Source organism: Kitasatospora sp. NPDC056531 (assembly GCF_042794375.1).
GTDB lineage: Bacteria > Actinomycetota > Actinomycetes > Streptomycetales > Streptomycetaceae > Kitasatospora.
On the sequence record NZ_JBHTTU010000020.1, the window covers coordinates 1 to 23,899 of the forward strand.

At 73.2% G+C, this 23,899-nt stretch carries 20 protein-coding genes; 11 read left to right on the plus strand and 9 right to left on the minus strand.

Going from position 1 to position 23,899, the window contains the following annotated elements; all coding sequences use genetic code 11:
* Positions 1 to 142 precede the first annotated feature (142 nt).
* From ACFQ87_RS18985 to ACFQ87_RS19005, 5 genes are all read right to left on the minus strand, one after another.
* Complete coding sequence (locus ACFQ87_RS18985; RefSeq protein ID WP_380611921.1) at positions 143 to 1,876, minus strand: FAD-dependent monooxygenase; 1,734 nt, start codon at positions 1,874 to 1,876, stop codon at positions 143 to 145.
* A 122-nt stretch (positions 1,877 to 1,998) separates the two neighbouring features.
* Positions 1,999 to 2,847, minus strand: coding sequence for an amino acid ABC transporter permease (locus ACFQ87_RS18990; RefSeq protein ID WP_380611922.1), 849 nt, complete (start codon positions 2,845 to 2,847; stop codon positions 1,999 to 2,001).
* Entirely contained in the window at positions 2,844 to 3,494 is a 651-nt protein-coding gene (locus ACFQ87_RS18995) for an amino acid ABC transporter permease (RefSeq protein WP_380611923.1), read from the minus strand. The genes ACFQ87_RS18990 and ACFQ87_RS18995 overlap by 4 nt, the downstream gene beginning before the upstream one ends.
* A 56-nt stretch (positions 3,495 to 3,550) precedes the next feature.
* A complete protein-coding gene (locus tag ACFQ87_RS19000; protein ID WP_380611924.1) occupies positions 3,551 to 4,456 on the minus strand; it encodes a glutamate ABC transporter substrate-binding protein in 906 nt (301 codons plus the stop codon).
* A 119-nt stretch (positions 4,457 to 4,575) separates the two neighbouring features.
* Complete coding sequence (locus ACFQ87_RS19005; protein WP_380611925.1) at positions 4,576 to 5,349, minus strand: amino acid ABC transporter ATP-binding protein; 774 nt, start codon at positions 5,347 to 5,349, stop codon at positions 4,576 to 4,578.
* Between the two features lie 383 nt (positions 5,350 to 5,732).
* Here ACFQ87_RS19005 and ACFQ87_RS19010 point away from each other — a divergent pair, with 383 nt between their 5' ends.
* Positions 5,733 to 6,491: a response regulator transcription factor gene (locus ACFQ87_RS19010; protein ID WP_380611926.1), complete on the plus strand. Its 759-nt coding sequence runs from the start codon at positions 5,733 to 5,735 to the stop codon at positions 6,489 to 6,491.
* Between the two features lie 6 nt (positions 6,492 to 6,497).
* Positions 6,498 to 7,931, plus strand: a complete 1,434-nt coding sequence (locus tag ACFQ87_RS19015; RefSeq protein ID WP_380611927.1) for a sensor histidine kinase — start codon at positions 6,498 to 6,500, stop codon at positions 7,929 to 7,931.
* A 10-nt stretch (positions 7,932 to 7,941) separates the two neighbouring features.
* Here the strand turns inward: ACFQ87_RS19015 and ACFQ87_RS19020 are convergent, their stop codons facing one another.
* Complete coding sequence (locus ACFQ87_RS19020) at positions 7,942 to 8,961, minus strand: TAXI family TRAP transporter solute-binding subunit (RefSeq protein ID WP_380611928.1); 1,020 nt, start codon at positions 8,959 to 8,961, stop codon at positions 7,942 to 7,944.
* Between the two features lie 151 nt (positions 8,962 to 9,112).
* On the opposite strand from ACFQ87_RS19020, the gene miaB reads away from it, so the two are divergent.
* Both miaB and ACFQ87_RS19030 read left to right on the plus strand, forming a co-directional pair.
* Positions 9,113 to 10,615: a tRNA (N6-isopentenyl adenosine(37)-C2)-methylthiotransferase MiaB gene (miaB, locus tag ACFQ87_RS19025; protein ID WP_380611929.1), complete on the plus strand. Its 1,503-nt coding sequence runs from the start codon at positions 9,113 to 9,115 to the stop codon at positions 10,613 to 10,615.
* Between the two features lie 201 nt (positions 10,616 to 10,816).
* A complete protein-coding gene (locus ACFQ87_RS19030) occupies positions 10,817 to 11,515 on the plus strand; it encodes a hypothetical protein (protein WP_380611930.1) in 699 nt (232 codons plus the stop codon).
* Between the two features lie 3 nt (positions 11,516 to 11,518).
* Here the strand turns inward: ACFQ87_RS19030 and ACFQ87_RS19035 are convergent, their stop codons facing one another.
* Entirely contained in the window at positions 11,519 to 11,764 is a 246-nt protein-coding gene (locus ACFQ87_RS19035; protein WP_380611931.1) for an antitoxin, read from the minus strand.
* Positions 11,765 to 11,955: 191 nt separating this feature from the next.
* On the opposite strand from ACFQ87_RS19035, the gene miaA reads away from it, so the two are divergent.
* The 5 genes from miaA to hflX all read left to right on the plus strand — a co-directional run bounded on the left by miaA (position 11,956) and on the right by hflX (position 18,766).
* Positions 11,956 to 12,900 carry a tRNA (adenosine(37)-N6)-dimethylallyltransferase MiaA gene (gene miaA, locus ACFQ87_RS19040; RefSeq protein WP_380611932.1) on the plus strand — a complete coding sequence of 315 codons (945 nt, stop codon included), beginning with the start codon at positions 11,956 to 11,958 and terminating at the stop codon, positions 12,898 to 12,900.
* Positions 12,901 to 13,129: 229 nt separating this feature from the next.
* Positions 13,130 to 13,642 (plus strand): hypothetical protein, encoded by a 513-nt coding sequence (locus ACFQ87_RS19045; RefSeq protein ID WP_380611933.1) that lies wholly within the window; start codon positions 13,130 to 13,132, stop codon positions 13,640 to 13,642.
* A 178-nt stretch (positions 13,643 to 13,820) separates the two neighbouring features.
* On the plus strand, positions 13,821 to 14,732 hold the full coding sequence (gene dapF / locus ACFQ87_RS19050) for a diaminopimelate epimerase (RefSeq protein ID WP_380611934.1): 912 nt from the start codon (positions 13,821 to 13,823) through the stop codon (positions 14,730 to 14,732).
* A 195-nt stretch (positions 14,733 to 14,927) separates the two neighbouring features.
* On the plus strand, positions 14,928 to 17,267 hold the full coding sequence (locus ACFQ87_RS19055) for a RelA/SpoT family protein (RefSeq protein WP_380611935.1): 2,340 nt from the start codon (positions 14,928 to 14,930) through the stop codon (positions 17,265 to 17,267).
* Entirely contained in the window at positions 17,264 to 18,766 is a 1,503-nt protein-coding gene (gene hflX, locus ACFQ87_RS19060; protein ID WP_380611936.1) for a GTPase HflX, read from the plus strand. Before ACFQ87_RS19055 ends, hflX begins: the two co-directional genes overlap by 4 nt.
* A gap of 64 nt (positions 18,767 to 18,830) precedes the next feature.
* Here hflX and ACFQ87_RS19065 read toward each other — a convergent pair whose 3' ends face one another.
* On the minus strand, positions 18,831 to 19,949 hold the full coding sequence (locus tag ACFQ87_RS19065; protein WP_380611937.1) for a trypsin-like serine peptidase: 1,119 nt from the start codon (positions 19,947 to 19,949) through the stop codon (positions 18,831 to 18,833).
* A 28-nt stretch (positions 19,950 to 19,977) separates the two neighbouring features.
* On the minus strand, positions 19,978 to 21,183 hold the full coding sequence (locus ACFQ87_RS19070) for a trypsin-like serine peptidase (protein ID WP_380611938.1): 1,206 nt from the start codon (positions 21,181 to 21,183) through the stop codon (positions 19,978 to 19,980).
* Positions 21,184 to 21,519: 336 nt separating this feature from the next.
* Here ACFQ87_RS19070 and ACFQ87_RS19075 point away from each other — a divergent pair, with 336 nt between their 5' ends.
* On the plus strand, positions 21,520 to 23,331 hold the full coding sequence (locus tag ACFQ87_RS19075) for an IucA/IucC family protein (protein WP_380611939.1): 1,812 nt from the start codon (positions 21,520 to 21,522) through the stop codon (positions 23,329 to 23,331).
* Entirely contained in the window at positions 23,223 to 23,894 is a 672-nt protein-coding gene (locus tag ACFQ87_RS19080; protein WP_380612006.1) for a GNAT family N-acetyltransferase, read from the plus strand. Before ACFQ87_RS19075 ends, ACFQ87_RS19080 begins: the two co-directional genes overlap by 109 nt.
* The last annotated feature ends 5 nt before the right edge of the window (positions 23,895 to 23,899 follow it).

Consider the following 23,899-nt stretch of genomic DNA (forward strand, 5'->3'; position numbering starts at 1 on the left):
CCCACCAGCCCCATCGCTTCACTGGTCACACCCCGTCCCGACGAGGGTGTGACCAGCCCTGCACCGCTTGACAAAACGCCCTACATATCAGGGCCTCGCCCCTGGGGTCCGGCGGACCCGGCGGGGGTCCAGGAGACCGGCCCTAACTCGCCGAGTCCACCTGCTGAGGCTCGGGAGCGGGCTCAGGCGACGCCTCGGGCGCGGGCTCCGGCGCGCCGGCGATCGGGGCCGGGCCGCCGCGGGCCCGGTCGGCGAGCAACAGCAGGTCCTCGGCGGCCGCGCCCTGGGTGACGCCGACCAGGTGGCCGTCCGGCCGGATCAGCAGCACGGTGTGCGGCCCGGCGCCCGGGTACTCCTCGGTGACCAGCACCTCGGCCGGTACCGGCAGTGCGGCGGCGACCTCGGCGAGCCGGGGCATCAGCCCGGCGCCGAGCCAGTGCTCGGAGGACCAGACGGCGGTGCCGGGGGCGACCAGCAGCAGCAGGAAGGTGGCACCGAGCCGGGCGTGCAGGTGGTCCGGGGTGCCGTCGGCGGCGAGCACCGGCAGGTCCGGGACGAGCACCCCGGGGGCGGTGGCGGGCAGCAGCTCGCTGAGCGAGGTGGTGCTGCGCGCGCCGCGCTGCGCCGGCACCCGGCCGGGGACGCCGGAGGGCGCCGCCGGGTAGGCGGGTGCGCCGCCGAAGCGGCCGGTACCCAGCTGGCCGTCGGCGAGCAGCGGGGCGTGCTTGCGGAAGCCGCCGACCAGCAGCGAGCGCCGGGTCTGCTGCCAGCCGCGCAGCGGGCGCAGCAGCGGCATGGACTGGTCGACGGCGCGCAGCCGGGCGCCGACCGCGCCGCGCCGCTCGGTCTCGTAGCCGTCCAGCAGCGAGCCGCCGGGCTGGGGGCCGCCGGAGTGGAGGTGCCAGGCGAGAGCGAGCCGCCAGGCGAGGTTGTCGGCGTCGCGCAGCCCGTCGGCCAGGTTCTGCATGCCGAGTGCGCCGTGCAGGTGGGCGGCGTCGCCAGCCAGGAAGCAGCGGCCGCTGCGGAAGCGGGCGGCCAGACGCTGCTGGGCGGTGTGGTCGGCGGCGGCGAGCAGTTCGAAGCGGGGCAGCTCGCCGCACCAGCCGGTGAGGGTGGAGGTGACCCGGGTGAGCAGGGTGTCGCCGGTGACGATGCCGGGCCAGGTGGCGTGCGGGTCGACCTGTTCGGTGGGGGCGGGCCGGCCGGGGGGAAGCCGCCAGTCGAGCCGCCAGATGCCGTCCGGCAGCGGACGGGCGGAGGCCTCGCGGTCGCCGCGCCACGGGGGTTCGCGGTGCAGCCGGGCCCCGTCGAAGGGCAGGTCGACCCGGACGGTGGCGATGGCGTTGCGGTCGACCGCCGGGCGGCCGGGGAAGCGGATCTTCAGCAGCTTGCGGACGGTGGAGCGGGCGCCGTCGCAGCCGACCAGGTGGCTGCCGCGCCACCAGGTGGCGGAGCCGTCCTGGGTGCCGTGGGTGCGGACGCTGACGCCGTCGCGGTCCTGTTCGAGTTCGACGACCCGGTTCAGCGGGACCAGCTTGACCAGCGGGGTGCCGGTGAGGGCGTCGCGCAGACCGCGCTGGAGGCGGTGCTGGGGCAGGTGGAAGGTGGGGGAGTCGGTGAGGTCGAGCCGCAGCACCTCCTGGCGGCGCCGCCAGATGGCGAAGGAGTCCCACAGGGCCGAGTCGGAGACGGCCCGGGAGTAGCCGATCCGGGTCAGGAAGGCGGCGGTGTCGGCCCCGAGGACGACGCTGCGAGGGCCCTCGGGGCAGAGCCCGGAGCCCTCGTCCAGGACGACGGTCGGCACCTCGTGCCGGGCCAGCGCGAGGGCCAGGGCCAGACCGACCGGTCCGGCCCCGACCACGATCACCGGGTCCATGCGGGGACCTCCGGGCGCGAACCGGCCCATGGGCCGGCGTCAGTTACCGCTGCCGCATATGCCGCGTGGATGCTCCCGGGAGGTGTCACGAAGAGCAATGCAACAGTTCACCTGCGTGTCCGTCAAGCAGCAGATGAAGTGCGCCGGTTCGCGCCGCGGCGGCCGCGTGCCTCGATCCACCGCGCGAGCGCGGTCAGCAGCAGGCACAGGGCGATGTAGATCGGCCCGATCACCAGTACTACGGGGATGTAGGGGAAACCCGCGGCGTTCAGCGGCTGGCTGGCGATCTTCTTGCCCATGAACAGCAGCTCGTTGTACGTGATGATGTAGCCGAGCGAGGTGTCCTTGAGGGTGACGACCAGCTGGCCGATCATCGACGGCAGCATCGAGCGTACGGCCTGCGGCACCAGGATGGAGGACATCACCTGGGTCTTGCGCATCCCGAGGGCGTACGCCGCCTCGCCCTGGCCGCGCGGGACGGCGTTGACGCCGCTGCGGATGATCTCGGCCTGGACCGAGCCGTTGTAGAGGGTGAGGCCGAGCACCAGCGCCCACATCGGGTCCTTGGCGAAGAACGCGTAGTAGAGCGCGACGATCAGGATCAGCAGCGGCATCGCCCGGAAGAACTGGACGACGGCGGTGCAGGCCCAGCGGACCGGCTTGTGGTCGGACAGCTGGCCGGAGGCCAGCAGTGCGCCCAGGGAGAGCGAGAAGACGGCGGCCAGGCCGAAGGCCTTCAGGGTGGCCAGCAGGCCGTCCACGATCATCTGCTGGACGGCGTTGTACTGGAACGGGTCCCAGAGGTCGGCGTCGAACTGGCCGTTGTCGGCCAGCGTGGAGACGACGTACCAGAGCAGTCCGGCGACGCCGATCAGCGCGAGGACGCCGAACAGGCGGTAGCGGGCGCGGGCCTTCGGGCCGGGGGCGTCGTAGAGGACGCTGGCCGAGGCGGGGCGCTGGAAGACGTTCATCGGACCACCGCCAGTCGGGATTCCAGGAAGCGGAAGAGGGTGGCGACCACCGTGCTGATCAGCAGGTAGGCGCAGGCCACCCAGAAGAAGATCGCGAAGATCGAGTAGCCGCGCTCGGAGAAGGTCTGCTGGGCGCTGTACAGCTCGGGGACGCTGAACGCGCCGGCGATCGCCGAGTTCCTCGGCAGCGCGATGAACACGCTGCTCATCGGGGCCAGCACGGTCCGGCCGGCCTGCGGCAGGACGACCAGGGTGAGGGTCTGGCTGAAGGTCATGCCCAGGCTGCGGGCCGCCTCGGCCTGGCCGAGCGGCACGGTGTTGATGCCGGAGCGGATCACCTCGCAGACGAACGAGGCGGTGTACCCGCCGAGCGCCAGCACCGCGAAGACCAGGTGGCTGAAGTGCACGCCCAGCGGCGGCAGGCCGAAGGTGACGGCGAAGAACAGCAGGGTCAGCGGGGTGTTGCGGAACAGCGTCACCCAGGTGGTGCCGAAGGCGCGCAGGACCGGCACCGGGGAGACCCGGAAGGCCGCCAGCAGGGTGCCCAGCAGCAGGGCGAGCAGGGCGCTGAGCGCGCTCAGCTCGATCGTCTGCAGGAAGCCGTCGCGGAACAACGCGAAGTTGTCCTGCTCGAACAGGAACCCCATCCGGCGGCCCTCCTCTCACAGATGGTCAGAACGGGTGGTCGGGTACGGCGGTCGGATCAGTAGCGATCGAGGGTCGGGATCTCGGGCGCGGCGGAGCCGGAGAGGCCCAGGGTCGCGTCGTAGGCCTTCTTCCAGTCGCCGTTGTCCTCGTGGGCCTTGAGGGCGTCGCTGATCGCGTCGCGCAGCGCCTTGTCGTCCTTGTTGAGGCCGACGCCGTAGTTCTCCTTGGTGAACGGCTTGCCGACGACCTTGAGCTTGCCCTTGTACTTGGAGGCGTAGCCCTTGAGGATCGCGTCGTCGGTGGTGACCGCGTCGACCTCGCCGGACATCAGCTTCTCGACGCAGGCCGAGTAGGTGTCGAACTGCGTGATCTTCGGGTTGTACTGCTTGATGTTCTGGATCGAGGTCGAGCCGGTGGCGGTGCAGACGTTCTTGCCGCTGGTGCTCTCCGGGCCGGTGATCGAGGTGTTGTCGTTCTTCACCAGCAGGTCCTGGCCGGCGATGTAGTACGGGCCGGCGAAGGAGACCGTCTTCTTGCGCTCGTCGTTGATGCTGTAGGTGCCGACGTAGAAGTCGATCTGGCCCTTGGCGATGGCCGGCTCGCGCTGCGAGGAGACCAGGGTCTGCCACTTGATCTGCTGCGGGGTGAAGCCGAGGTCGGCGGCGATCATCTTGGCGATCTCGATGTCGAAGCCGCTGCGGTCGCCGCTGGCGACGTCCTCCCAGCCGAGGAACGGCTGGTCGGCCTTGGCGCCGATGATCAGCTGGCCGCGCTTCTTGGCCTCGGCCAGTATCGCGGAGTCGATCTTGACGTCGGTCTTGACCGTGTAGGTCGGCAGCGCCGGGGCGTCGCTCGCGCTCGCGGCGGTCGAGCCGCCGGGGGAGCCGTCCTTGCCGCAGGCGGCGGTGGCGGTGAGCGCGACGGCACAGAGCGCTACGGCGAGGGTGCGAGAAGTCCTCATGAGGGTTGTTCTCCTGGGGCTGGGCCACGGTTTCGACCGGGCTCTGGCGTCTGGAAGTTGTGCGCGGGCAGGGCTGACCGGTGCGGTTGCCGGGGGCGGCCCCGCGTGGTCTCGAAGCGTCAGTGGTGCAGGATCTTCGAGAGGAAGTCCTTGGCGCGCTCGGAGCGCGGCGCGGTGAAGAAGGCGTCCGGGGTGTTCTGTTCGACGATCTTGCCGTCGGCCATGAACAGCACGCGGTTGGCGGCGGAGCGGGCGAAGCCCATCTCGTGGGTGACCACGACCATCGTCATGCCGTCGGCGGCCAGCTGGCGCATGACCTCCAGCACCTCGTTGACCATCTCCGGGTCGAGCGCCGAGGTCGGCTCGTCGAAGAGCATCACCTTGGGCTTCATTGCCAGCGCCCGGGCGATCGCCACCCGCTGCTGCTGGCCGCCGGAGAGCTGGGCCGGGTACTTGGCGGCGTGCGCCGCGAGGCCGACCCGCTCCAGCAGCTCGCGGGCGGTCTTCTCGGCGTGCGAGCGGATCACCTTGCGCACCTTGACCTGGCCGATGACCACGTTCTCCAGCACGGTCTTGTGCGCGAACAGGTTGAAGCTCTGGAACACCATGCCGACCTCGGCGCGAAGCCGGGCCAGCTCCTTGCCCTCGGCGGGCAGCGGGCGGCCGTCGACGGTGATCCTGCCGGAGTCGATGGTCTCCAGCCGGTTGATCGTCCGGCAGAGCGTGGACTTGCCGGAGCCGGACGGGCCGATCAGGACGACCACCTCGCCCTGGTGGATCTCGAGGTTGATGTCCTGCAGCACGTGCAGTGCGCCGTAGTGCTTGTTGACGCTGTTCAGCACGACCAGCGGGGCGGCTGCGGGGGTGGAGTCCTCGACAGGGCTCTCGGTCATCGCGCCTGCTCCCTCTGTGTTGGATCGTGCCTACCCGAGAAGTAATCAACTCCCTTGGGCGGCAATGGTGGTACGAATCCGGGAGCCGCGACCGGCGGAGCCGCAGCCCCCGGTGGGGCGACCTTAGGAGCGCTGACGGTGCCCCGTCAGCCGATCTGAGCGGAACTTGAGGATCACAAAACGGCCACACGGTGGGTACGCGCTGTTCGCGAAGGCGCCCGCGGGGCATGTCACAGCGGGAATCCGCGCCGGTGCTCCCCGTCCCCCACGGGCCCGGTGCACGGTCGAACCTGGCGCCGGGCCGCCCGCTGGCCCATACTGCGCAGGAGCCGGGCCCCGACCGATCGGGCCCGGAGACCACGTGGGGAGAGGAGGAGAACAGGATGCGACTGCTGCTCGTCGAGGACGACGAACGCGTGGCCGCGGCGCTGGTCGCGGTGCTGGGTCGGCACGGCTTCCAGGTGCGGCACGCCCGCAGCGGGCACGAGGCACTGGACGCCCTGGTGCCGGACGGCAACGAGCCGTACCGGGTGGTGCTGCTCGACCTCGGGCTGCCCGACCGCGACGGCTTCGAGGTGTGCAGCCGGATCAGGGCCGGCAGCGGAGTGCCGGTGATCATGGTGACCGCCCGCGCCGACATCCGTTCCCGGATCCACGGCCTCAATCTGGGCGCGGACGACTACGTCACCAAGCCGTACGACATGGGCGAGCTGCTCGCCCGCATCCACGCCGTCGCCCGCCGCGGCGCCCCGCCCTCCTCGGTGGCGGCGCCCGCGCCCGACGCCGTACCGCAGCGGCGCGGCCCGTTGGAGTCCCGCGGCATCCGGATCGACCGGGAGCGCCGCCGGGTCAGCGTGGACGGCCGCGACGTGCCGCTCACCCGCAAGGAGTTCGACCTGCTGGCCCTGCTCGCCCAGAGCCCCGGCGTGGTCTACCGGCGCGAGCAGATCTTCAGCGAGGTCTGGCGCAGCGGCTGGGAGGGCAACGGCCGCACCCTGGAGGTGCACATCGGCTCGCTGCGCAACAAGCTCGCGCTGCCCGGCCTGGTCGAGGCCGTCCGCGGCGTCGGCTACCGGCTGATCCCCGACTGCCCGACCTCCACCGCGGCCGACCAGGCCCCGCCCGCCCCCGCGGAGCACTGACCGCACGTGCGCACCCGCCTGCTCGGCATCCTGATCGCCCTCATGCTCTGTGTCCTGGCCGCCCTGGGGCTGCCGCTCGCGGCGGCGTTCGCGGCGGCCGAGCAGAGCAAGGTGGTCGTCGACCGGCTCGACGACGCCGCCCGCTTCGCCCAGGACCTGCCCACCTCCGGCGCCGCCTCGCTGGACTCCGCCCTCAAGGGCGACCCGGAGCCCGCCCCCGGCGACCTCAGCCGCAGGCACGCGATCGACGCCGAGGTCCGGCGCTACTTCGACCTGTACGGCGTGCGGCTGGGCATCTTCCAGCGCGACGGCATGCCGATATCGGTCGCCCCCAAGGACTGGCGGGTTCCCGCCGTCGGCTGGGGCGCCCAGGCCTTCCAGGAGGCCTTGGACGGGCGGCGCAGCCACAACCCGCCGCAGGTGTGGCCGTGGACCGAGGACCGCACGATCACCGTGGCCACCCCGGTGGTGCGCGACGGCGACGTGGTCGCGGTGGTGCTGAGCGAGTCCCCGACCGGGGCGCTGCGCACCCGGGTGCTGCACAAGTGGCTGGTGGTGGCCGGCGGCGAGGCGGTCGCGATGATCGTCGCCGTGCTGCTGGCCGTCCGGCTCACCGAGTGGGTGCTGCGCCCGGTGCGCACCCTGGACCGGGCCACCCACGACATCGCCACCGGCCGGATGGCCGCCCGGGTCGCGCCCGGCGGCGGACCGCCCGAACTCCAGCGGCTGGCGCGCTCGTTCAACGAGATGGCGGACCACGTGGTGCACGCCATGGACCAGCAGAAGGCCTTCGTCGCGGACGCCTCGCACCAGCTGCGCAACCCGCTGTCGGCACTGCTGCTGCGGGTCGAGGTGCTCGGCCTGGAACTGCCCGAGGGCCACGAGGAGGAGCTCAGCGGCGTCCGGGAGGAGGGCACCCGGCTGGCCCGGGTGCTGGACGACCTGCTCGGGCTGGCCACCGCCGAGCACGCCCGCCCCGAACCGGAGCAGACCGACCTCACCCAGCTGACCCTGGCCCGGGTGGACGGCTGGCAGCCGGTGGCCGAGCAGTGCGGGATCGAGCTGCGCTGGGACGGCCCGGCGCTGGCGATCGGCATGGCGGACCCGATCGGCTTCGGCTCCGCGCTGGACGCCGTCCTGGACAACGCGCTCAAGTTCAGCCCGTCCGGCAGCCGGGTGCGGCTGCGGGTCGCGGTGCGCCGGGACGAGGTCGCGGTGACCGTCACCGACGCCGGGCCGGGCCTGACCGAGGACGAGCTGTCCCGGGCCGGCGACCGGTTCTGGCGCAGCCCGCGGCACCAGAACGTGGACGGCTCCGGGCTGGGCCTGTCCATCGCCCGCACCCTGCTGGCGGCCGGCGGCGGCTCGCTCGGCTTCGCCCCGGTCAATCCGAGCGGGCTCGCGGTGACATTGGCGGTGCCGCGGCCGGAGAAGAGCTAGCGGTGGCTCCTCAGGGCTTCACCGAGCGGTAGTAGCGCGCGGCGCCCTCGTGCAGTGGGAGCGGGTCGGTGTAGACGGCGGTGCGCAGGTCGACCAGCTGGGCGGCGTGCACCTGGGCGCCGATCTGGTCGCGGCTGTCGATCACCGCCCGGGTCATGCCCTCGACCAGTTCCGGGTTCACGTCGTCCCGGGTGATCAGCAGGTTGGGCACGGCGACGGTGGCGACGGCGTCCTTGGGCTCGGCGTTCGGGTAGGTGCCCTTGGGCATGGTGGCCGCCCGGTAGGCGTCGGTGCCGCCGCCCTCGGCCTTGTGCAGGGCCTCGGACAGGTCGCTCAGCGGGACGAGCCGGATCCTGACGTGGTCGGAGAGGTCGGTGAGCGCGCTGGTCGGCAGGCCGCCGGACCAGAAGAAGGCGTCCAGCTTGCCCTCGCGCAGCTGGTCGGCGGCGTCGCCGACGCCGGCCATCACCGGGGTGATGTCGTGGTCCGGGTCCAGGCCGGCCGCGGCAAGCAGTCGTTTGGTCACCAGGTTCACCCCGGACTGCGGCAGGCCCACGCCCACCCGCAGGCCCTTGAGGTCGGCGGTGCGGCGCACGGTCGAGGAGGCCGGGACGATCAGCTGCAGGTAGTCGTCGTACAGCCGGGCGATCGCCCGCAGCCTGTCCTTGCCGGGGCCCTGGTAGTCGGCGACCGCGTCGGCGGTGGCTATCGCGAAGGTGTCCTGCCCGGTGATCACCCGGGTGAGGTTGTCTATCGAGCCCTCGGTGTTGTCCAGGGCCAGCCGCACCCCCGGCATGGTCCGGGAGACGTGGGCCTGCAGCAGCTGCCCGTACCGGTCGTAGACGCCGCGCTGCACACCGGTCGCGAAGCGGGTCTCCCCGCGCGGGTAGCCGGGCGCGCGGCCCTCCGACAGCCACCAGCCGCCCAATCCGGCGACCAGCAGCACCAGCACCAGCACCGTCCGCCACAGTGGGCTGCGGGCCGCGCGGCGGACGGCGGCGCCGAGACGTGACGGATTGGTGGGGGCCATGCAGGGATACTGCCAGGCGCTCCGGCCGAACGGGAGGGGTAACGGCACCCGCGCCGACGCGGCGAGCGTCGGCGCCGGGTCCGAGCGCCCCGGAGGCGAGTCGCGAACACGGCCGGGAAAACCGGCTCGCGGCTGCCCGTACCCTGGTCTGGTGAGCGGTGAGAGCGGATTGAAGAGCTACAAGGTCGTCACGCACGGCTGTCAGATGAACGTCCACGACTCCGAGCGGCTGTCCGGCCTGCTGGAGGACGCGGGCTACGTCAAGGCCGGGCCGGAGGGCGACCCGGACCTGGTCGTGTTCAACACCTGCGCGGTGCGGGAGAACGCCGACAACAAGCTGTACGGCAACCTCGGCCAGCTCGCGCCGGTCAAGAGCCGCCACCAGGGCATGCAGATCGCCGTCGGCGGCTGCCTGGCCCAGAAGGACCGCGAGACCATCGTCAAGCGCGCCCCCTGGGTCGACGTGGTGTTCGGCACCCACAACATCGGTCACCTGCCGGCCCTGCTGGAGCGGGCCGCGGTCGAGCGCAAGGCCCAGGTCGAGATCCTGGAGTCACTGGAGACCTTCCCCTCCACGCTGCCCACCCGCCGTGAGTCCGCGTACGCCGCCTGGGTCGCCATCTCGGTCGGCTGCAACAACACCTGCACCTTCTGCATCGTCCCCGCGCTGCGCGGCAAGGAGGAGGACCGCCGGCCCGGCGACGTCCTCGCCGAGATCGAGGCGCTGGTGGACGAGGGCGTCATCGAGGTCACCCTGCTCGGCCAGAACGTCAACGCCTACGGCTCCGACCTGGGCGACCGCGAGGCCTTCTCCAAGCTGCTGCGCGCCGCCGGCCAGATCGAGGGCCTGGAGCGGATCCGCTTCACCTCGCCGCACCCGCGCGACTTCACCGACGACGTGATCGCCGCGATGGCCGAGACCCCGAGCGTGATGCACCAGCTGCACATGCCGCTGCAGTCCGGCTCGGACCGCGTGCTCAAGGCGATGCGCCGCTCCTACCGGCAGGACCGTTTCCTCGGGATCATCCGCAAGGTCCGCGAGGCGATGCCGGACGCGGCCATCTCCACCGACATCATCGTGGGCTTCCCCGGCGAGACCGAGGAGGACTTCGAGGAGACGATGCACGTCGTCCGCGAGGCCCGCTTCACCAACGCCTTCACCTTCCAGTACTCCAAGCGCCCCGGCACCCCGGCCGCCGAGATGGCGGACCAGATTCCGAAGGAGGTCGTCCAGGCCCGCTACGACCGGCTGATCGCCCTCCAGGAGGAGATCTCCTGGGAGGAGAACAAGAAGCAGGTCGGCCGCACCCTGGAGGTCCTCGTCGCCGAGGGCGAGGGCAAGAAGGACGACCAGACCCAGCGGCTGTCCGGGCGCGCGCCCGACAACCGGCTGGTCCACTTCACCAAGCCGGACGAGCCGGTGCGCCCGGGCGACATGGTGACCGTCGAGATCACCTACGCCGCCCCGCACCACCTGCTGGCCGAGGGCCCGACGCTGGCGGTGCGCCGCACCCGGGCCGGCGACGCCTGGGAGAAGCGCCAGGCCAAGCCCGCCGACAAGCCGGCCGGCGTGCTGCTCGGCCTGCCGAAGATCGGCGCCCCGGCCGAGCTGCCGCTGGCCGCGCCGGCGGGCGGCGCCTGCTGCGGGGACTGACACGACGTGCCCCTTCGGTGCGGCCCGGTGGGAACCGCGCCGAGCCGAAGGGGCACGACGGTGCCGAAAGTGAGGAGCGACAAGCGAGGGACGGGCGCCGGAGCGACGACCGTCGGCGCCGGGTCAGAGCGCCCCGGAGGCGAGCGCGCGAATTGCAGCTCCCGCCGGGCCGTCGGTCTTCCAGGCCTTAGAGTGATCCACATGCTGGTAGCCGCCGCCGTGTGCCCCTGTCCGCCGCTGCTCGTCCCCGAGGTCGCTGCCGGGGCCGCGCCCGAGCTGGATGAACTGCGCGCCGCCTGCGACGAGGCGCTGGCGGCGCTGGTCGCGGCCGAGCCGCAGCTGGTCGTGGTGGTCGGTGCCGGGCCGGAGGCCGAGGTGTGGACCGAGGGCGGGGCCGGGTCCTTCCAGCGGTACGGGGTGCCGCTGGTCGCCAAGCTGCCCGGCGGCCGGGTGGAGGGGCCGGAGCTGGCGCCCTCGCTGACCGTCGGGGCCTGGCTGCTGGAGCGCGCCGGGGTCACCCTGCCCACGCACGCCTGCGCGGTGCCCGCCGACGCCCCCGCCGACCGGATGCTCGGGCTCGGCCAGGGCCTGGCCGGGCTCGCCGACCGGGTCGCCCTGCTGGTGGTGGGTGACGGCAGCGCCTGCCGCTCGGTGAAGGCGCCCGGCTACCTGGACGAGCGGGCCGAGGGCTTCGACGCGGCGCTGGCCGCCGCCCTGGGCTCGGCCGACCTGCCCGCACTCGCGGCCCTGGACGCCGTGCTCGCCGCCGAGCTCAAGGCCGAGGGCCGGGCGCCCTGGCAGGTGCTGGCCGGCGCCGCCGAGGGCGCCGGCCTCACCGCGCGGCTGGGCTACCAGGACGCGCCGTACGGGGTCGGGTACTTCGTGGCGTCCTGGAGCTGACCCTCACGACCGGGGGGTCTCGCCCCCCTCGCCCGGCTTCGGCTTGTGGGCGAAGTCGTCCACCGCGTCCTTGGCCCTGCTGGCGCCGTGCTCGATCTTCTCGCTGTACTTGCCCTTGGTCGCCTTGTCGATCGCGCCGCCGGCCTTGTCCACCATCTGATCGATCTGGTCGCTGTGCTTGCCGGCGAGCTCGCTGGCCTTCTCCTTGAGCTCCTCGGCCTTGCCCTTGAGGTTGTCCATCAGACCCATGGCGATCTCCTTCTCTCCCTGTCCCCTGCACAACGCCTGCGACCGGTAAAGCGTTCGCAAAAACGGCCCCGGCTGACCGGGCGGCCGGAAACAGTCACGGAAGCAGTCCTCGGACAGTCATATCCTCGCGCAGTCGGGGGTGAGCGGCAGCCCGGTCTCCGCTGCTCCAACGGTTTTGCGAGACTGGAGCGGTGAGCAGCTCCCGTACCCCGCGCGTCGTATCGATCGTCGGCGCGACCGCCGCCGGCAAGTCCGACCTGGCCGTCGCCATCGCCCGCACCCTCGGTGGCGAGGTGATCAACACCGACTCGATGCAGCTGTACCGGGGCATGGACATCGGCACCGCGAAGCTCACCACGGACGAGCGCGGCGGAGTGCCGCACCACCTGATGGACGTCTGGGAGGTCACCGAGGCCGCCAGCGTCGCCGAGTACCAGCGGCTCGCCCGGGCCGAGATCGACCGGCTGCTCGCGGCCGGGCGCGCGCCCGTCCTGGTCGGCGGCTCCGGGCTGTACGTCCGGGCGGCGATCGACGAGATGGAGTTCCCCGGCACCGACCCGGCGGTGCGCGCCCGGCTGGAGGCCGAGCTGGAGCAGCACGGCCCGTACGCGCTGCACCGGCGGCTGGCCGAGCTGGACCCGGCGGCCGCCGAGGCGATCCTGACGAGCAACGGGCGGCGGATCGTCCGGGCGCTGGAGGTCATCGAGATCACCGGGCAGCCGTTCACCGCCAACCTGCCGAGCAACACCGCCGTGTACGAGGCGGTGCAGATCGGCGTCGCGGTGCCGCGCCCCGAACTGGACGAGCGGATCACCCTGCGGGTCGACCGGATGTGGGAGGCCGGACTGCTGGACGAGGTGCGGGAGCTGGAGAAGGTCGGACTGCGCGAGGGGAGGACCGCCTCCCGGGCGCTCGGCTACCAGCAGGTGCTCGACCACTTCGCCGGCGAGTGCACCGAGGACGAGGCGCGGGCCGAAACCGTACGGGCCACCAAGCGCTTCGCCCGCCGTCAGGAGTCCTGGTTCCGCCGGGACGACCGGATCCACTGGCTCTCCCGCCCGGCCGGCACCGACCCGGTCGAGCTGCTGGAACGATCCCTCGAACTGATCTGGCGTCAGGGAGTTCCGGCCGCGTAGGAGTGGTTTTGGCCAATTCGGCGGTGCACCTGCGCGCGCAGGTGACCGTGCAGGACGAATCGGGGGTCACGGCCCGATCACGTGATGGCCACGGATCACCCGAGGACCCCGGTCACGTCCCGAACGGCCCCTCTGGACATGCCATCATCGATGCCATAGGGATCGGCCCGTGCGGGCCGACCGTGCCCGGCCGCGAGTCCGCTCGTGTCGAACTGTCAGGGGAGGCCGTGTGTCAACGGGTACCGGCCCCGAACCCGGTCAGGGCGGGAGTGTCACCGCACCGGCCGAGGAGTTCGACGAGTCGACGATGGGGGACCTTCCGGTGCTGACCGGCCTGGAGGCGCCGACCTCGTACGCGGCCGCGGTGCCCGCGCTGGACACCCGCACCCCGCCGGACGCCGCGGTGCACGAGCGGGAGATCCGGCCGCTGCGCCGGCTGCGCTGGTGGCAGACCCTGCCGATCGCCCTGCTGGGCACCCTCGGCTCGCTGATGTTCGCCTTCCCGCTCGCCTTCGGCTCGGCCGGCGCGCGCGCCACCATGGTCGGGATGCTCGGGCTGCTGTTCACCGCCGCCTCGGTCGGCTGGGGCGCGATGGCCGCCCGGCACGCCGGCTACAAGTGGCCGGGGCTGCCGCGCCGGGGCTCCGGGAAGCGGGCCGGCTGGAAGGCGATCGTGGTCTACACCCTGATCGCGCTGGCCGCCTGCGCGCTCGCGGTCTGGCGGGTCGCCTACCTGCGCTGAGCAGGTCGCTGATCGCGCTGAGCCGGCCGCGCACCCTTTCCCGCCCCGAGCCGAAGGGCGCGCCGGCGCCGAAAGGGAGAGCGCGAGGGAGCGACACAGGAGCGAGGGAGTGCCGACCGTCGGCGCCGGGTCAGGAGCGCCCGGAGGCGAGCGGGCGACAATCAGTACCATCGGAGGGGTGAGCGCATCCTCTCCTCGGCAGGCCGGTCTCCCCTTCTTCAAGGGGCACGGCACCCAGAACGACTTCGTGATCGTGCCGGACCCGGACGGCGTGCTGGAGATCGGCCCGGAGGCCGTCGCCGCGCTGTGCGACCGGCGGGCCGGCATCGGCGCGGACGGGCTGCTGCGCGTGGTGCGCGCCGCCGCCGAACCGGCTGCCGCCCACCTGGCCGACCGGGCCGAGTGGTTCATGGACTACCGCAACTCCGACGGCAGCATCGCCGAGATGTGCGGCAACGGCCTGCGGGTCTTCGCCCGCTTCCTGATCGAGGCCGGCCTGGCCAAGCCCGGCGAGCAGGCGATCGCCACCCGCTCCGGGGTGCTCACCGCGAAGGTCGCCGAGGACGCCGGGGACGGCACCCCCGGGGACGTCACCATCGACATGGGCCGCGCCCGGCTGCCCGGACCGGACGGCATCGAGGTGACGGTCGGCGAGCGGCGCTGGCCCGCCCTGAACGTCAACATGGGCAACCCGCACGCGGTGGCCTTCGTCGAGAGCCTGGACCACGCCGGCGAACTGCGCACCGCGCCGCTGACCAGCCCCGAGGGCGTCTACCCGGAGGGCGTCAACGTCGAGTTCGTGGTGGACCGCGGCCCGCGGCACGTCGCGATGCGGGTGCACGAGCGCGGCTCCGGCGAGACCCGCTCCTGCGGCACCGGCGCCTGCGCCGTCGCCGTGGCGGCGATCCGCCGGGACGGCCTGGACCCGGCGACCACCGGCGAGGCGGTCGCGTACACCGTGGACGTGCTGGGCGGCCGACTGGTCATCACCGAGCACCCGGACGGCCGGGTGGAGATGACCGGACCCGCGGTGATCGTGGCCGAGGGGCGGCTCGACGCGCGCTGGTGGGAGTCGCTGCGCCGCGGCTGAGGGACCGGTTTGCCCATTTCGTACGGTGGCGAATCCCCCCGATCGGGTGATACCGGTCGCGGACGGGAATCGCGGCATCGCAGAACGTGCTCCGCTCGGTAGCATGGACCACCGGGTCGATCCCCTGGGAGGGGCGGCAAGATCACCCTCCCTCGGGAGGGGTAGCGCCCGGCGACCGTTGCCGGAGGTGCGCCGATGACCATCGAAGCCGGGCAGTCCCTCGCGGGGCAGCCGACGACCGCACGGCAGGCCGGGGCCAGGCGGCCCCTGGGAGAGCTCGGCCGGGCCGCCCTCGGCCGGGCCGGGCGGGCCGCGTTACTTGCCACCGGCCGGCCGCCCGTGCCGGACGCCCTCGAACCGCTCGTCCGGGTCCACCGCCGACATCACCCGCAGGCCGACCTCGGGCTGCTCGCCCGGGCGTACCGGCTGGCCGAGGCCAGCCACCGCGGCCAGAAGCGCAAGAGCGGCGAGCCGTACATCACCCACCCGCTGGCCGTCACCATGATCCTGGCCCAACTCGGCGCCGGGACCACCACCCTGGTCGCCTCGCTGCTCCACGACACCGTCGAGGACACCGATCTGACGCTCGACCAGGTGGGCGCCGGGTTCGGGCCCGAAGTCGCCTACCTGGTCGACGGGGTGACGAAACTGGAGAAGGTCGACTTCGGCGCCGCCGCCGAGGCCGAGACCTTCCGCAAGATGCTGGTCGCCACCGGGGACGACGTCCGGGTGATGGTGATCAAGCTCGCCGACCGCCTGCACAACATGCGCACCATCCGGCACATGAAGCCGGCCAGCCAGGTGCGGATCGCCAAGGTCACCCGGGACGTGCTCATCCCGCTGGCCGAACGGCTCGGCATCCAGGTGCTCAAGGCGGAGCTGGAGGACATCGTCTTCGCCACCCTGCACCCCGAGGAGCACGCCCGCACCCGGGCCCTGATGGCCGGTCACGAGGCGGAGCCGGACACCCTGCTGGAGCCGTTCGCCCGGCAGCTGGCCCGCCAGCTGGCCGAGACCGGGGTCGCCGCCGAGGTGACCGTCCGGCCCCGGCACTGCGTCTCGCTGCACCGGGTGCTGCTGGAACGGGCCGCCGCGCCCGGGCCGGACGGGCGGCCGCAGGGGCCGCAGCCGGCCGATTTCGGGCGGCTGCTGGTGGTGGTCGAGGAGAACGCCGACTGCTACGCCGTGCTCGGCGAGCTGCACACCTGCTGGACGCCGCTGCCCGGGGAGTTCAAGGACTTCGTGGCCGCCCCCAAGTTCAACCTCTACCAGTCGCTGCACACCGCCGTGGCGCTGGAGGGCCGCGCGGTGGTCGAGGTGCTGGTCCGGACCCGGCGGATGCACGAGGTGGCCGAGACCGGGGTGGTCGCGCTCGGCGACCCGACCCCGGTCGGCAGCGCCCAGGACGCCGACGAGCTGGACCGTACCGACCCGGCCCGGCCCGGTTGGCTCAGCCGGCTGCTGGAGTGGCAGCAGGAGACGCCCGACCCGGACGCCTTCTGGTCCGCCCTCACCGCCGACCTGGCCGGCGACCGCGAGATCACCGTGGTGACGGAGATCGGCGAAACGCTTCAGCTGAGGGCCGGGGCCAGCTGTGTGGACGCGGCCTACCTGCTCGGCGAGGAGACCGGCCACCGATGTATCGGCGCCCGGGTCAACGGCCGGCTCACCGCGCTGTCCACCGTCCTGCAGGACGGGGACGTGCTCGCGGTGCTCACCGAGAACCTCCCGGCGGGTGGCAGCCAGCCGTCCGGCCCCTCGCCGGAGTGGCTGGCGCACGTCCGTACCCCCGCCGCCCGGCTGGCCATCGAGCGCTGGCTGGCCGACCACCCGGCCCGGCTGCCGGTGGTGCGCACCGGCCCGGCGGGCGGCCAGCCCGCCCCGCCCGCGCACCGGGCCGGCGAGCGCCGGGTCGCCCCGGTCACGGTGGCCGGGCGGCCCGGCGCGCCGGTGCGGCTGGCCCGCTGCTGCACGCCCGTCCCGCCGGACGAGGTGGTCGGCTACCCGATCCGCGGCGGCGCGGTCGCCGTGCACCGCACCGGCTGCCCCGCCGGGCAGCGGCTGCGCGCGGACGGCCGCGCCGAGCTGGAGGTCCGCTGGCGGCCAGGGGACGCCCCGGCGGCCGGGCACCGGGTCACCCTGCTGGCCGAGGCGCTGAACCGGCCCCGGCTGCTCGCCGACCTCACCGCGGCGATCTCCGCCGAGGGCGTCGGCATCGTCTCGGCCGAGGTCGAGCCGCCGCAGGAACTGCGGGTACGGCACACCTACACCGTCGAACTGCCCGAGCCGGGCGCGCTGCCGGCGCTGATGCGGGCGATGCTCAAGGTCTCCGGGGTGTACGACGTGAGCCGCCCGCACGCCCCGGCGGGGGCCCGGCCCCGGCACTCCGGGGGAAATGGGGGTGACCGGCCCGCGCCGGGCGTGCGAACATCGTGGGGAATTCACGACCGGTCCACGGCGTTCACAGGGCACAGGGGCCCCGGTGACAGCCGAGGGTCCACACCGCAGCCTCACAGCGACCAAAGGACAGAATGACCTCCACGTTCGACACCCGCGACCACGCCGACGCCCCGCGCCGCATCGGCGGTCTGCGGGCGGAAGCCCTCATGGACGAGGACCTCGCGGCCATCGACGAGGACCTCGGCCACAGCTACGACGGCGACCAGTACGACCGCAGCGAGCGTGCAGCCCTGCGCCGGGTCGCCGGCCTCTCCACCGAACTCGAAGACGTCACCGAGGTCGAGTACCGCCAGCTTCGCCTGGAGCGCGTGGTGCTGGTCGGTGTCTGGACCGACGGCACGCTGGAGGAGGCGGAGAACTCGATGGCCGAGCTCGCCGCGCTCGCCGAGACGGCCGGCTCCGAGGTGCTGGACGGCGTCATCCAGCGGCGCGACAAGCCCGACGCGGCCACCTACATCGGCTCCGGCAAGGCGCAGGAGCTGCGGGACATCGTCGCCTCCAGCGGCGCCGACACCGTGGTCTGCGACGGTGAGCTCACCCCCGGCCAGCTGATCCACCTGGAGGACGTGGTCAAGGTCAAGGTCGTCGACCGGACGGCCCTGATCCTGGACATCTTCGCCCAGCACGCCAAGTCCCGGGAGGGCAAGGCTCAGGTCTCGCTCGCGCAGATGCAGTACATGCTGCCGCGCCTGCGCGGCTGGGGTCAGTCGCTGTCCCGGCAGATGGGTGGCGGTGGCTCCGGCTCCTCGGGCGGCGGCATGGCCACCCGTGGTCCCGGTGAGACCAAGATCGAGACCGACCGTCGTCGGATCCGCGAGAAGATGGCGAAGCTCCGCAGGGAGATCGCCGACATGAAGAAGGGCCGCGACACCAAGCGCCAGGAGCGCAAGCGCCACCAGGTGCCGTCCGTGGCCATCGCCGGGTACACCAACGCCGGCAAGTCGTCCCTGCTCAACCGGCTCACCGGGGCGGGCGTGCTGGTGGAGAACGCGCTGTTCGCCACCCTGGACCCGACCGTGCGCCGGGCCCAGACCCCGAGCGGGCGGCTCTACACCCTGGCCGACACCGTCGGCTTCGTCCGGCACCTGCCGCACCACCTGGTCGAGGCCTTCCGCTCGACCATGGAGGAGGTCGCCGACGCGGACCTCATCCTGCACGTGGTCGACGGCTCGCACCCCGAGCCGGAGACGCAGCTGGCCGCCGTCCGCGAGGTCATCGTCTCGGTCGAGGCACAGAACGTGCCGGAGATCGTGGTGATCAACAAGGCGGACGCCGCCGACCCGCACGTGCTGCAGCGCCTGCTGCGCCGCGAGCCGCACGCCATCGTGGTGTCGGCCCGCAGCGGCGCGGGCATCGACGAGCTGCTGAAGCTCATCGACGACGAGCTGCCGCGCCCGGCCGTCGAGGTGCGGGCCCTGGTGCCCTACACCCAGGGCGCCCTGGTCTCCCGGGTGCACAAGGAGGGCGAGCTGCTCGCCACCGAGCACACCGGCGAGGGCACGCTGCTGCACGCCAAGGTGCCGGCCGAGCTGGCCGCGGAGCTGGAGCACTTCGCGGTGGCCCTGCAGGGCTGACCGGTTCCGTCGGAGGGCCCCCGGACGATCACGTCCGGGGGCCCTCCGCGCTTCCCGGGGCGCGTTACCTCACGTTCTTGGTGAAGTAGTCGAAGGCCTGCTTCGCCTGGTCCTGCAGCGAGGGCCCGGCCAGGTACCCGGCCGGGTTGCGGTTGCCGATCGCGCTGACGCTGACCAGGTTGGGCTTGCCGTCCTTGGTGATGAACCAGCCGCCGCCGCCCGCCCCGCCCGTCATGGTGCAGCCGATCACGTACATCGGCGGGCGGCTGCGGTCGAAGGAGAGCGAGCCCGGCACGGCGGGGGAGTCGCAGCGGTTCAGCTCCATGCCGTCGAAGGGCCGCTCGACCGGGTAGCCGTACGCGACGGCAGAGCCGACCTGCTCGCGCGGGGCGTTGAACCAGACCGGGACGGAACCGCCGACCGTCTCCTCCAGGGACGGACCGGAGTCCGACCCACCGCGCACCCGGACTATCGCATAGTCGTACTGGCTGTGGGCGCCGACGCCGCCCTCCTGCAGCCAGGTCGGCGACACCAGCGCGCGTACCGCCGTCCACCGGCCGTACGGGGCGGCCTGCTGGTCGTCGTACGGCTTGCCGCGGCTCGCCCGGCCGTCCCGGTTGAAGCCGGGCACGAAGACCAGGTTCCTCACCCAGCCGCCGCCCTTGCCGTCGGTCAGGCAGTGGGCGGCGGTGTAGACCAGGTTGCTGCGGCCCGGGTTGACCGGGTCGGAGACCACCGTGCCGGAGCAGACCGCGTCGCCCTGGGGCGTGGTCATCAGCAGCTTGCCGACCACGGCGGAGTCCGGGCCGTACGGGTGCTGCTGCGGCCTGGCCTGGACGGCGGCCGGCGGGGCGTCGCGCTGGACGGTGCCCGGCGCGGTGGCGGTCAGCGAGTACTCCGGGGCGGGCCTGGCCTTGGCGGCCTCCATCCGGGAGGGCGACCAGTAGCCCGGGACCACCGGGTTGGCGAAGCCGCTGTCGGTCACGTACCGGGCCCAGTCCTCCAGCTTCCAGCCGCTCAGGTCGCCCAGGCTGGTCGGCGCGGCCTTGGGCAGCGCGGCGGGCGGCGTGGCCGGGGCGGCGGGGCCGTCCGGCCCGCAGGCGGCCGCGGTGATCGTCAGGGCGGCGAGCAGCGCGGCGCCGGCCGTCGCGGCCCGGCGCCCACTGCTGCTGATCGTGCGCAAGCTGGTTCGTCCCCCGTGGTGGTACCGGTCACTGCTTCCTGGAGATCCAGTCCAGGGCCTGCCTGGCGACCGACTCCAGGTACGGGCCGCTCAGCGAGGTGTGCTCCTGGGTGCCGATCGAGGTGTTGCTGACCAGGGCGGTCTTCCCGTCCGGCATGGTGGCGAACCAGCCGCCGCCGCTGGCGCCCTGGGTCATGTTGCAGCCGATGGTCAGCATCGTCGGGCGCTTGGCGTCGAAGGACAGCCGGGTCGGCTTGCCGCCGTCGCACTGGTAGAGCTCCTGGCCGTCGAACGGCTTGACCAGCGGATAGCCGACGGCCGAGACCCTGAGCTGGTCGCGGGGCGCGTCGAACCACACCGGGACGGCCGAACCGACCGTCTCCTCAAGGGACTTGCCGGTGTCGTTCTGGTTGTGCACGCGCATCACCGCGAAGTCGTACTGGTTGGCGGCGTCACCGGTCTGGCCGCCCTCGACCATCCACTGCGGGGAGGTGGTGACCTGCTCGGCCCACCAGGTGCCGAGCGGGGCCAGCTCGGACAGCGGGGCCTTCTTGCCGCCGCTGGAGGCACCGGAGTTGTTGTAGGCGGGGACGAAGACCAGGTCCTTGTAGAAGTTGCCGCCCTTGCCCTCGTGCACGCAGTGGGCGGCCGTCCAGACCAGGTTGCTCTTGCCCGGGTGCTGCGGGTCGGCGACCACCGTGGCCGAGCAGTTGCCCCGGCCGCCCTGGGCGGAGAAGAACACCTTGCCGGAGGGCTGCTTGAGGTACGGGCGGGGCACCTGCACGGCCTTGACCACCGGGGGCTCCGGGTCGGTCACGCCGTCGTCGGTGGAGGGCTTGGGGGTGGCGGGGGCCGGCTTGGCGGTGGGCGGGGCCGGGTCGGCGGGCTTGGCGTCGCCCATCTTGTCCGGGTCCCAGAAGTCCTTCACCACCGGGTTGTTGAAGACGTGCTTGGACGCCCACTTGTCCCAGTCGTCGAACTTCCACTTCTTCAGGTCGTCCCAGTTCTTCGGCAGGCCGTCCAGCAGGCTGGTCGGCAGGCCGGAGGGCAGGGTGATCCCGCCGATGACGCCGCCGCCCGGGGCGGCCGCGCCGCTCGCCGCGGTGACATCGGGCGGCGGCGCGGCGGTCTTCCCGCCGTCGCCGGCCGGGCCGTCCGGTCCGCAGGCGCTCGCGGCGAGCAGCGTTCCGGTGACCAAAGCGGCGGCCAGGGCTGACCGGTGGATCGATGGCATCTGTGCGCTTCCCCCTGTGCTCGGTCGGACTTCGGTGTGGCGGATCACCGCCCTGGAGTCTTCCATCGCCGCACAGGACGGCCGCGGCCGCCCCCGGGGTTGCGGAGTCGACCGGAGGTCACCGATCCGTGACGCGCGACCAGGCGGCTCTTCGGCGCAGCAGGGCCTTCCGGCCCCGGGGTGGACAATCCCCGATCTTCACCCGGACGAGCTATCCGTCCTTGTGATCACCCGTCAGGGATAGGTAACCCTTACCTGACGCGACGGTGCGAGCGCCCGCCGACCCTCTCCACCACCAGCGCGCGTCCGCACCCCCACGCGCACCAAGGAGCAGCCTTGAGCACCGCCCTCACCGGAGCCCCGCCCGAATCGCCGCTGTTCATGGACCAGCCCCTCGGGCCCGACCCGCTGCTGCACCCGGATCCCGCCGTCGCCGCCGAACAGGCCGCCCTGGAGGGCCTGCTGCGCTGCTGGACGCGGGAGACCGACGCCCGGCCCGGGCCGGACGGGCGGCTGCGGATCGACGTCCTCGGCGGCGCCGCCCGGCTCACCGCGCCGGTCCGCTACTGGTCGTCCGGCGGCTGGCACCGGTTCGGCCCGGCCACGCTCTCGGCCGGGGAGGGCGGTGTCGTGGGGGAGGGGGCCGAGGCCCCGGTGGACGCCGTCACCGCCGCCGCGCTGCTCGCCGCCGCGGCCGCCGAACGGCCCGACCCCGGGCAGGTCGCCGACCTCGCCGCCCGGGTGGCCGACTCGGTGGTGCGCACCGCCGAGATCCTCGCCCACCGCCGTACCGCCGCCGAACCCGGCGGGCCGGAGCGCTCGCACTTCCTCGCCGCTGAACAGTCCCTGCTGCTCGGCCACCCGCTGCACCCCACCCCGAAGAGCCGCGACGGCCTCGGCCCGGCCCAGAGCGCCGCCTACTCGCCCGAACTGCACGGCTCCTTCCAGCTGCACTGGTACGCGGTCGACCGCGAACTGCTCGCGGCCGGCTCCGCCGTCGCCGACAGTGCCGACCGGATCACCGCCGCCCTGCTCGGCGGCCGCACCGCCCTGCCGTCCGGCACCGCCGCCCTGCCGCTGCACCCGTGGCAGGCCCGCGAACTCGCCCACCGCCCGGCCGTCGCCGCCCTCCTCGCCGACGGGCTGCTGCACGACCTCGGGCCGGTCGGCGAGCCCTGGCACCCCACCTCCTCGGTGCGCACCGTCTACCGCCCCGGCACGCCGTGGATGCTCAAGCTCTCGCTCGGCCTGCGGATCACCAACTCCCGCCGGGAGAACCTGCGCAAGGAGCTGCATCGCGGCCTGGAGATGCACCGGCTGCTGGAGAGCGGGCTGGCCGCCGAGTGGCGCGCCGCCCACCCCGGCTTCGACATCGTCCGCGACCCGGCCTGGATCGGCGTCGACCACCCCGACCTCGGCGACCCCGGCGGACTGGACACCGTGCTGCGCGCCCAGCCCTTCGCGCCCACCGACCGGGCGCTGTGCGTGGCCGGCCTGGTCGCCGAACAGCCGCTCGGCACCGGCGCCACCGTGCCGTCCCGGCTCGGCGACACCCTGCGCTCGCTCGCCGCCCACACCGGCCGCCCGCTGCGCACGGTGGCCGCCGAATGGTTCCTGCGCTACCTGGACGCCGTCGTGCTGCCCGTCCTGTGGCTGGACGGCCGGGGCGGCATCGCCCTGGAGGCGCACCAGCAGAACAGCATCGTGCTGCTGGACGCCGAGGGCTGGCCCTGCGGCGGCCGCTACCGCGACAACCAGGGCTACTACTACCGGGAGAGCGCCGCCGAGCGGCTCACCGCCCGGCTGCCCGGGCTCGGCACGGAGAGCGACACCTTCCTGCCGGACCCGGTGATCGACCACCACTTCGCCTACTACCTCGGGATCAACCACGTCCTCGGCCTGATCGGCGCCCTCGGCTCCCAGGGGCTGGCCGACGAGACGGTGCTGCTGGCCGCGCTGCGCCGGTTCCTGGCCGGCCCGCAGGCGACCGCCACCGGCTCGGCACTGCCCGCGCTGCTGCTGGACGCGCCCACCCTGCCCTGCAAGGCCAACCTGCTCACCCGGATCAACGGCCTGGACGAGCTGGTCGGGCCGGTCGCCACCCAGTCCGTGTACGTGGACATCCCCAACCCGGTGGCGGGGGCCTGATGTCGGACTACCTGCCCGGGTGGGGCGAAGCCCCCACCCCGGCCGGCGAGTTCCGGCTCCGCCCGGTACGGCTGCCCGCCGACCTGGACCTGCTCGCCGCCTGGATGAACGACCCCGAGGTCGACGAGTTCTGGGAGCTCGCCGGGCCGCCCGCCGTCACCGAACGGCACGTCCGGGCCCAACTCGACGGCGACGGCCGCAGCGTGCCCTGCCTGGGCCTGCTCGACGGTGCGCCGATGAGCTACTGGGAGGTCTACCGCGCCGACCTCGACCCGCTCGCCGGGCACTACCCGGCCCGGTCGCACGACACCGGCGTGCACCTGCTGCTCGGCCCCGTCGCCAGCCGCGGCCGGGGCCTGGGCGGTCACCTGCTGGCCGCCACGGCCGACCTGATCTTCAGTCAACGACATGACTGCGAACGAGTGGTGGCCGAACCGGACATCCGCAACCTGCGCTCGGTCCGGGCCTTCGAGCGGGCCGGATTCCGGGCCACCGCCGAACTCCACCTGCCCGACAAGCGCGCCGTCCTGATGGTCCGCGACCGAGACTCGACTCCTGCCTAGGACAC

What these genes read in the sequence shown, in the direction of transcription:
- ACFQ87_RS19020 (WP_380611928.1), bottom strand. Translation starts at nt 8,961, where the DNA reads ATGGCCCCCACCAATCCGTCACGTCTCGGCGCCGCCGTCCGCCGCGCG.
- ACFQ87_RS19000 (WP_380611924.1), bottom strand. Translation starts at nt 4,456, where the DNA reads ATGAGGACTTCTCGCACCCTCGCCGTAGCGCTCTGTGCCGTCGCGCTC.
- ACFQ87_RS19010 (WP_380611926.1), top strand. Translation starts at nt 5,733, where the DNA reads ATGCGACTGCTGCTCGTCGAGGACGACGAACGCGTGGCCGCGGCGCTG.
- hflX (WP_380611936.1), top strand. Translation starts at nt 17,264, where the DNA reads ATGACCTCCACGTTCGACACCCGCGACCACGCCGACGCCCCGCGCCGC.
- ACFQ87_RS19035 (WP_380611931.1), bottom strand. Translation starts at nt 11,764, where the DNA reads ATGGGTCTGATGGACAACCTCAAGGGCAAGGCCGAGGAGCTCAAGGAG.
- ACFQ87_RS19005 (WP_380611925.1), bottom strand. Translation starts at nt 5,349, where the DNA reads ATGACCGAGAGCCCTGTCGAGGACTCCACCCCCGCAGCCGCCCCGCTG.
- ACFQ87_RS19070 (WP_380611938.1), bottom strand. Translation starts at nt 21,183, where the DNA reads ATGCCATCGATCCACCGGTCAGCCCTGGCCGCCGCTTTGGTCACCGGA.
- ACFQ87_RS19055 (WP_380611935.1), top strand. Translation starts at nt 14,928, where the DNA reads ATGACCATCGAAGCCGGGCAGTCCCTCGCGGGGCAGCCGACGACCGCA.
- ACFQ87_RS18995 (WP_380611923.1), bottom strand. Translation starts at nt 3,494, where the DNA reads ATGGGGTTCCTGTTCGAGCAGGACAACTTCGCGTTGTTCCGCGACGGC.
- ACFQ87_RS18990 (WP_380611922.1), bottom strand. Translation starts at nt 2,847, where the DNA reads ATGAACGTCTTCCAGCGCCCCGCCTCGGCCAGCGTCCTCTACGACGCC.
- ACFQ87_RS19030 (WP_380611930.1), top strand. Translation starts at nt 10,817, where the DNA reads ATGCTGGTAGCCGCCGCCGTGTGCCCCTGTCCGCCGCTGCTCGTCCCC.
- ACFQ87_RS18985 (WP_380611921.1), bottom strand. Translation starts at nt 1,876, where the DNA reads ATGGACCCGGTGATCGTGGTCGGGGCCGGACCGGTCGGTCTGGCCCTG.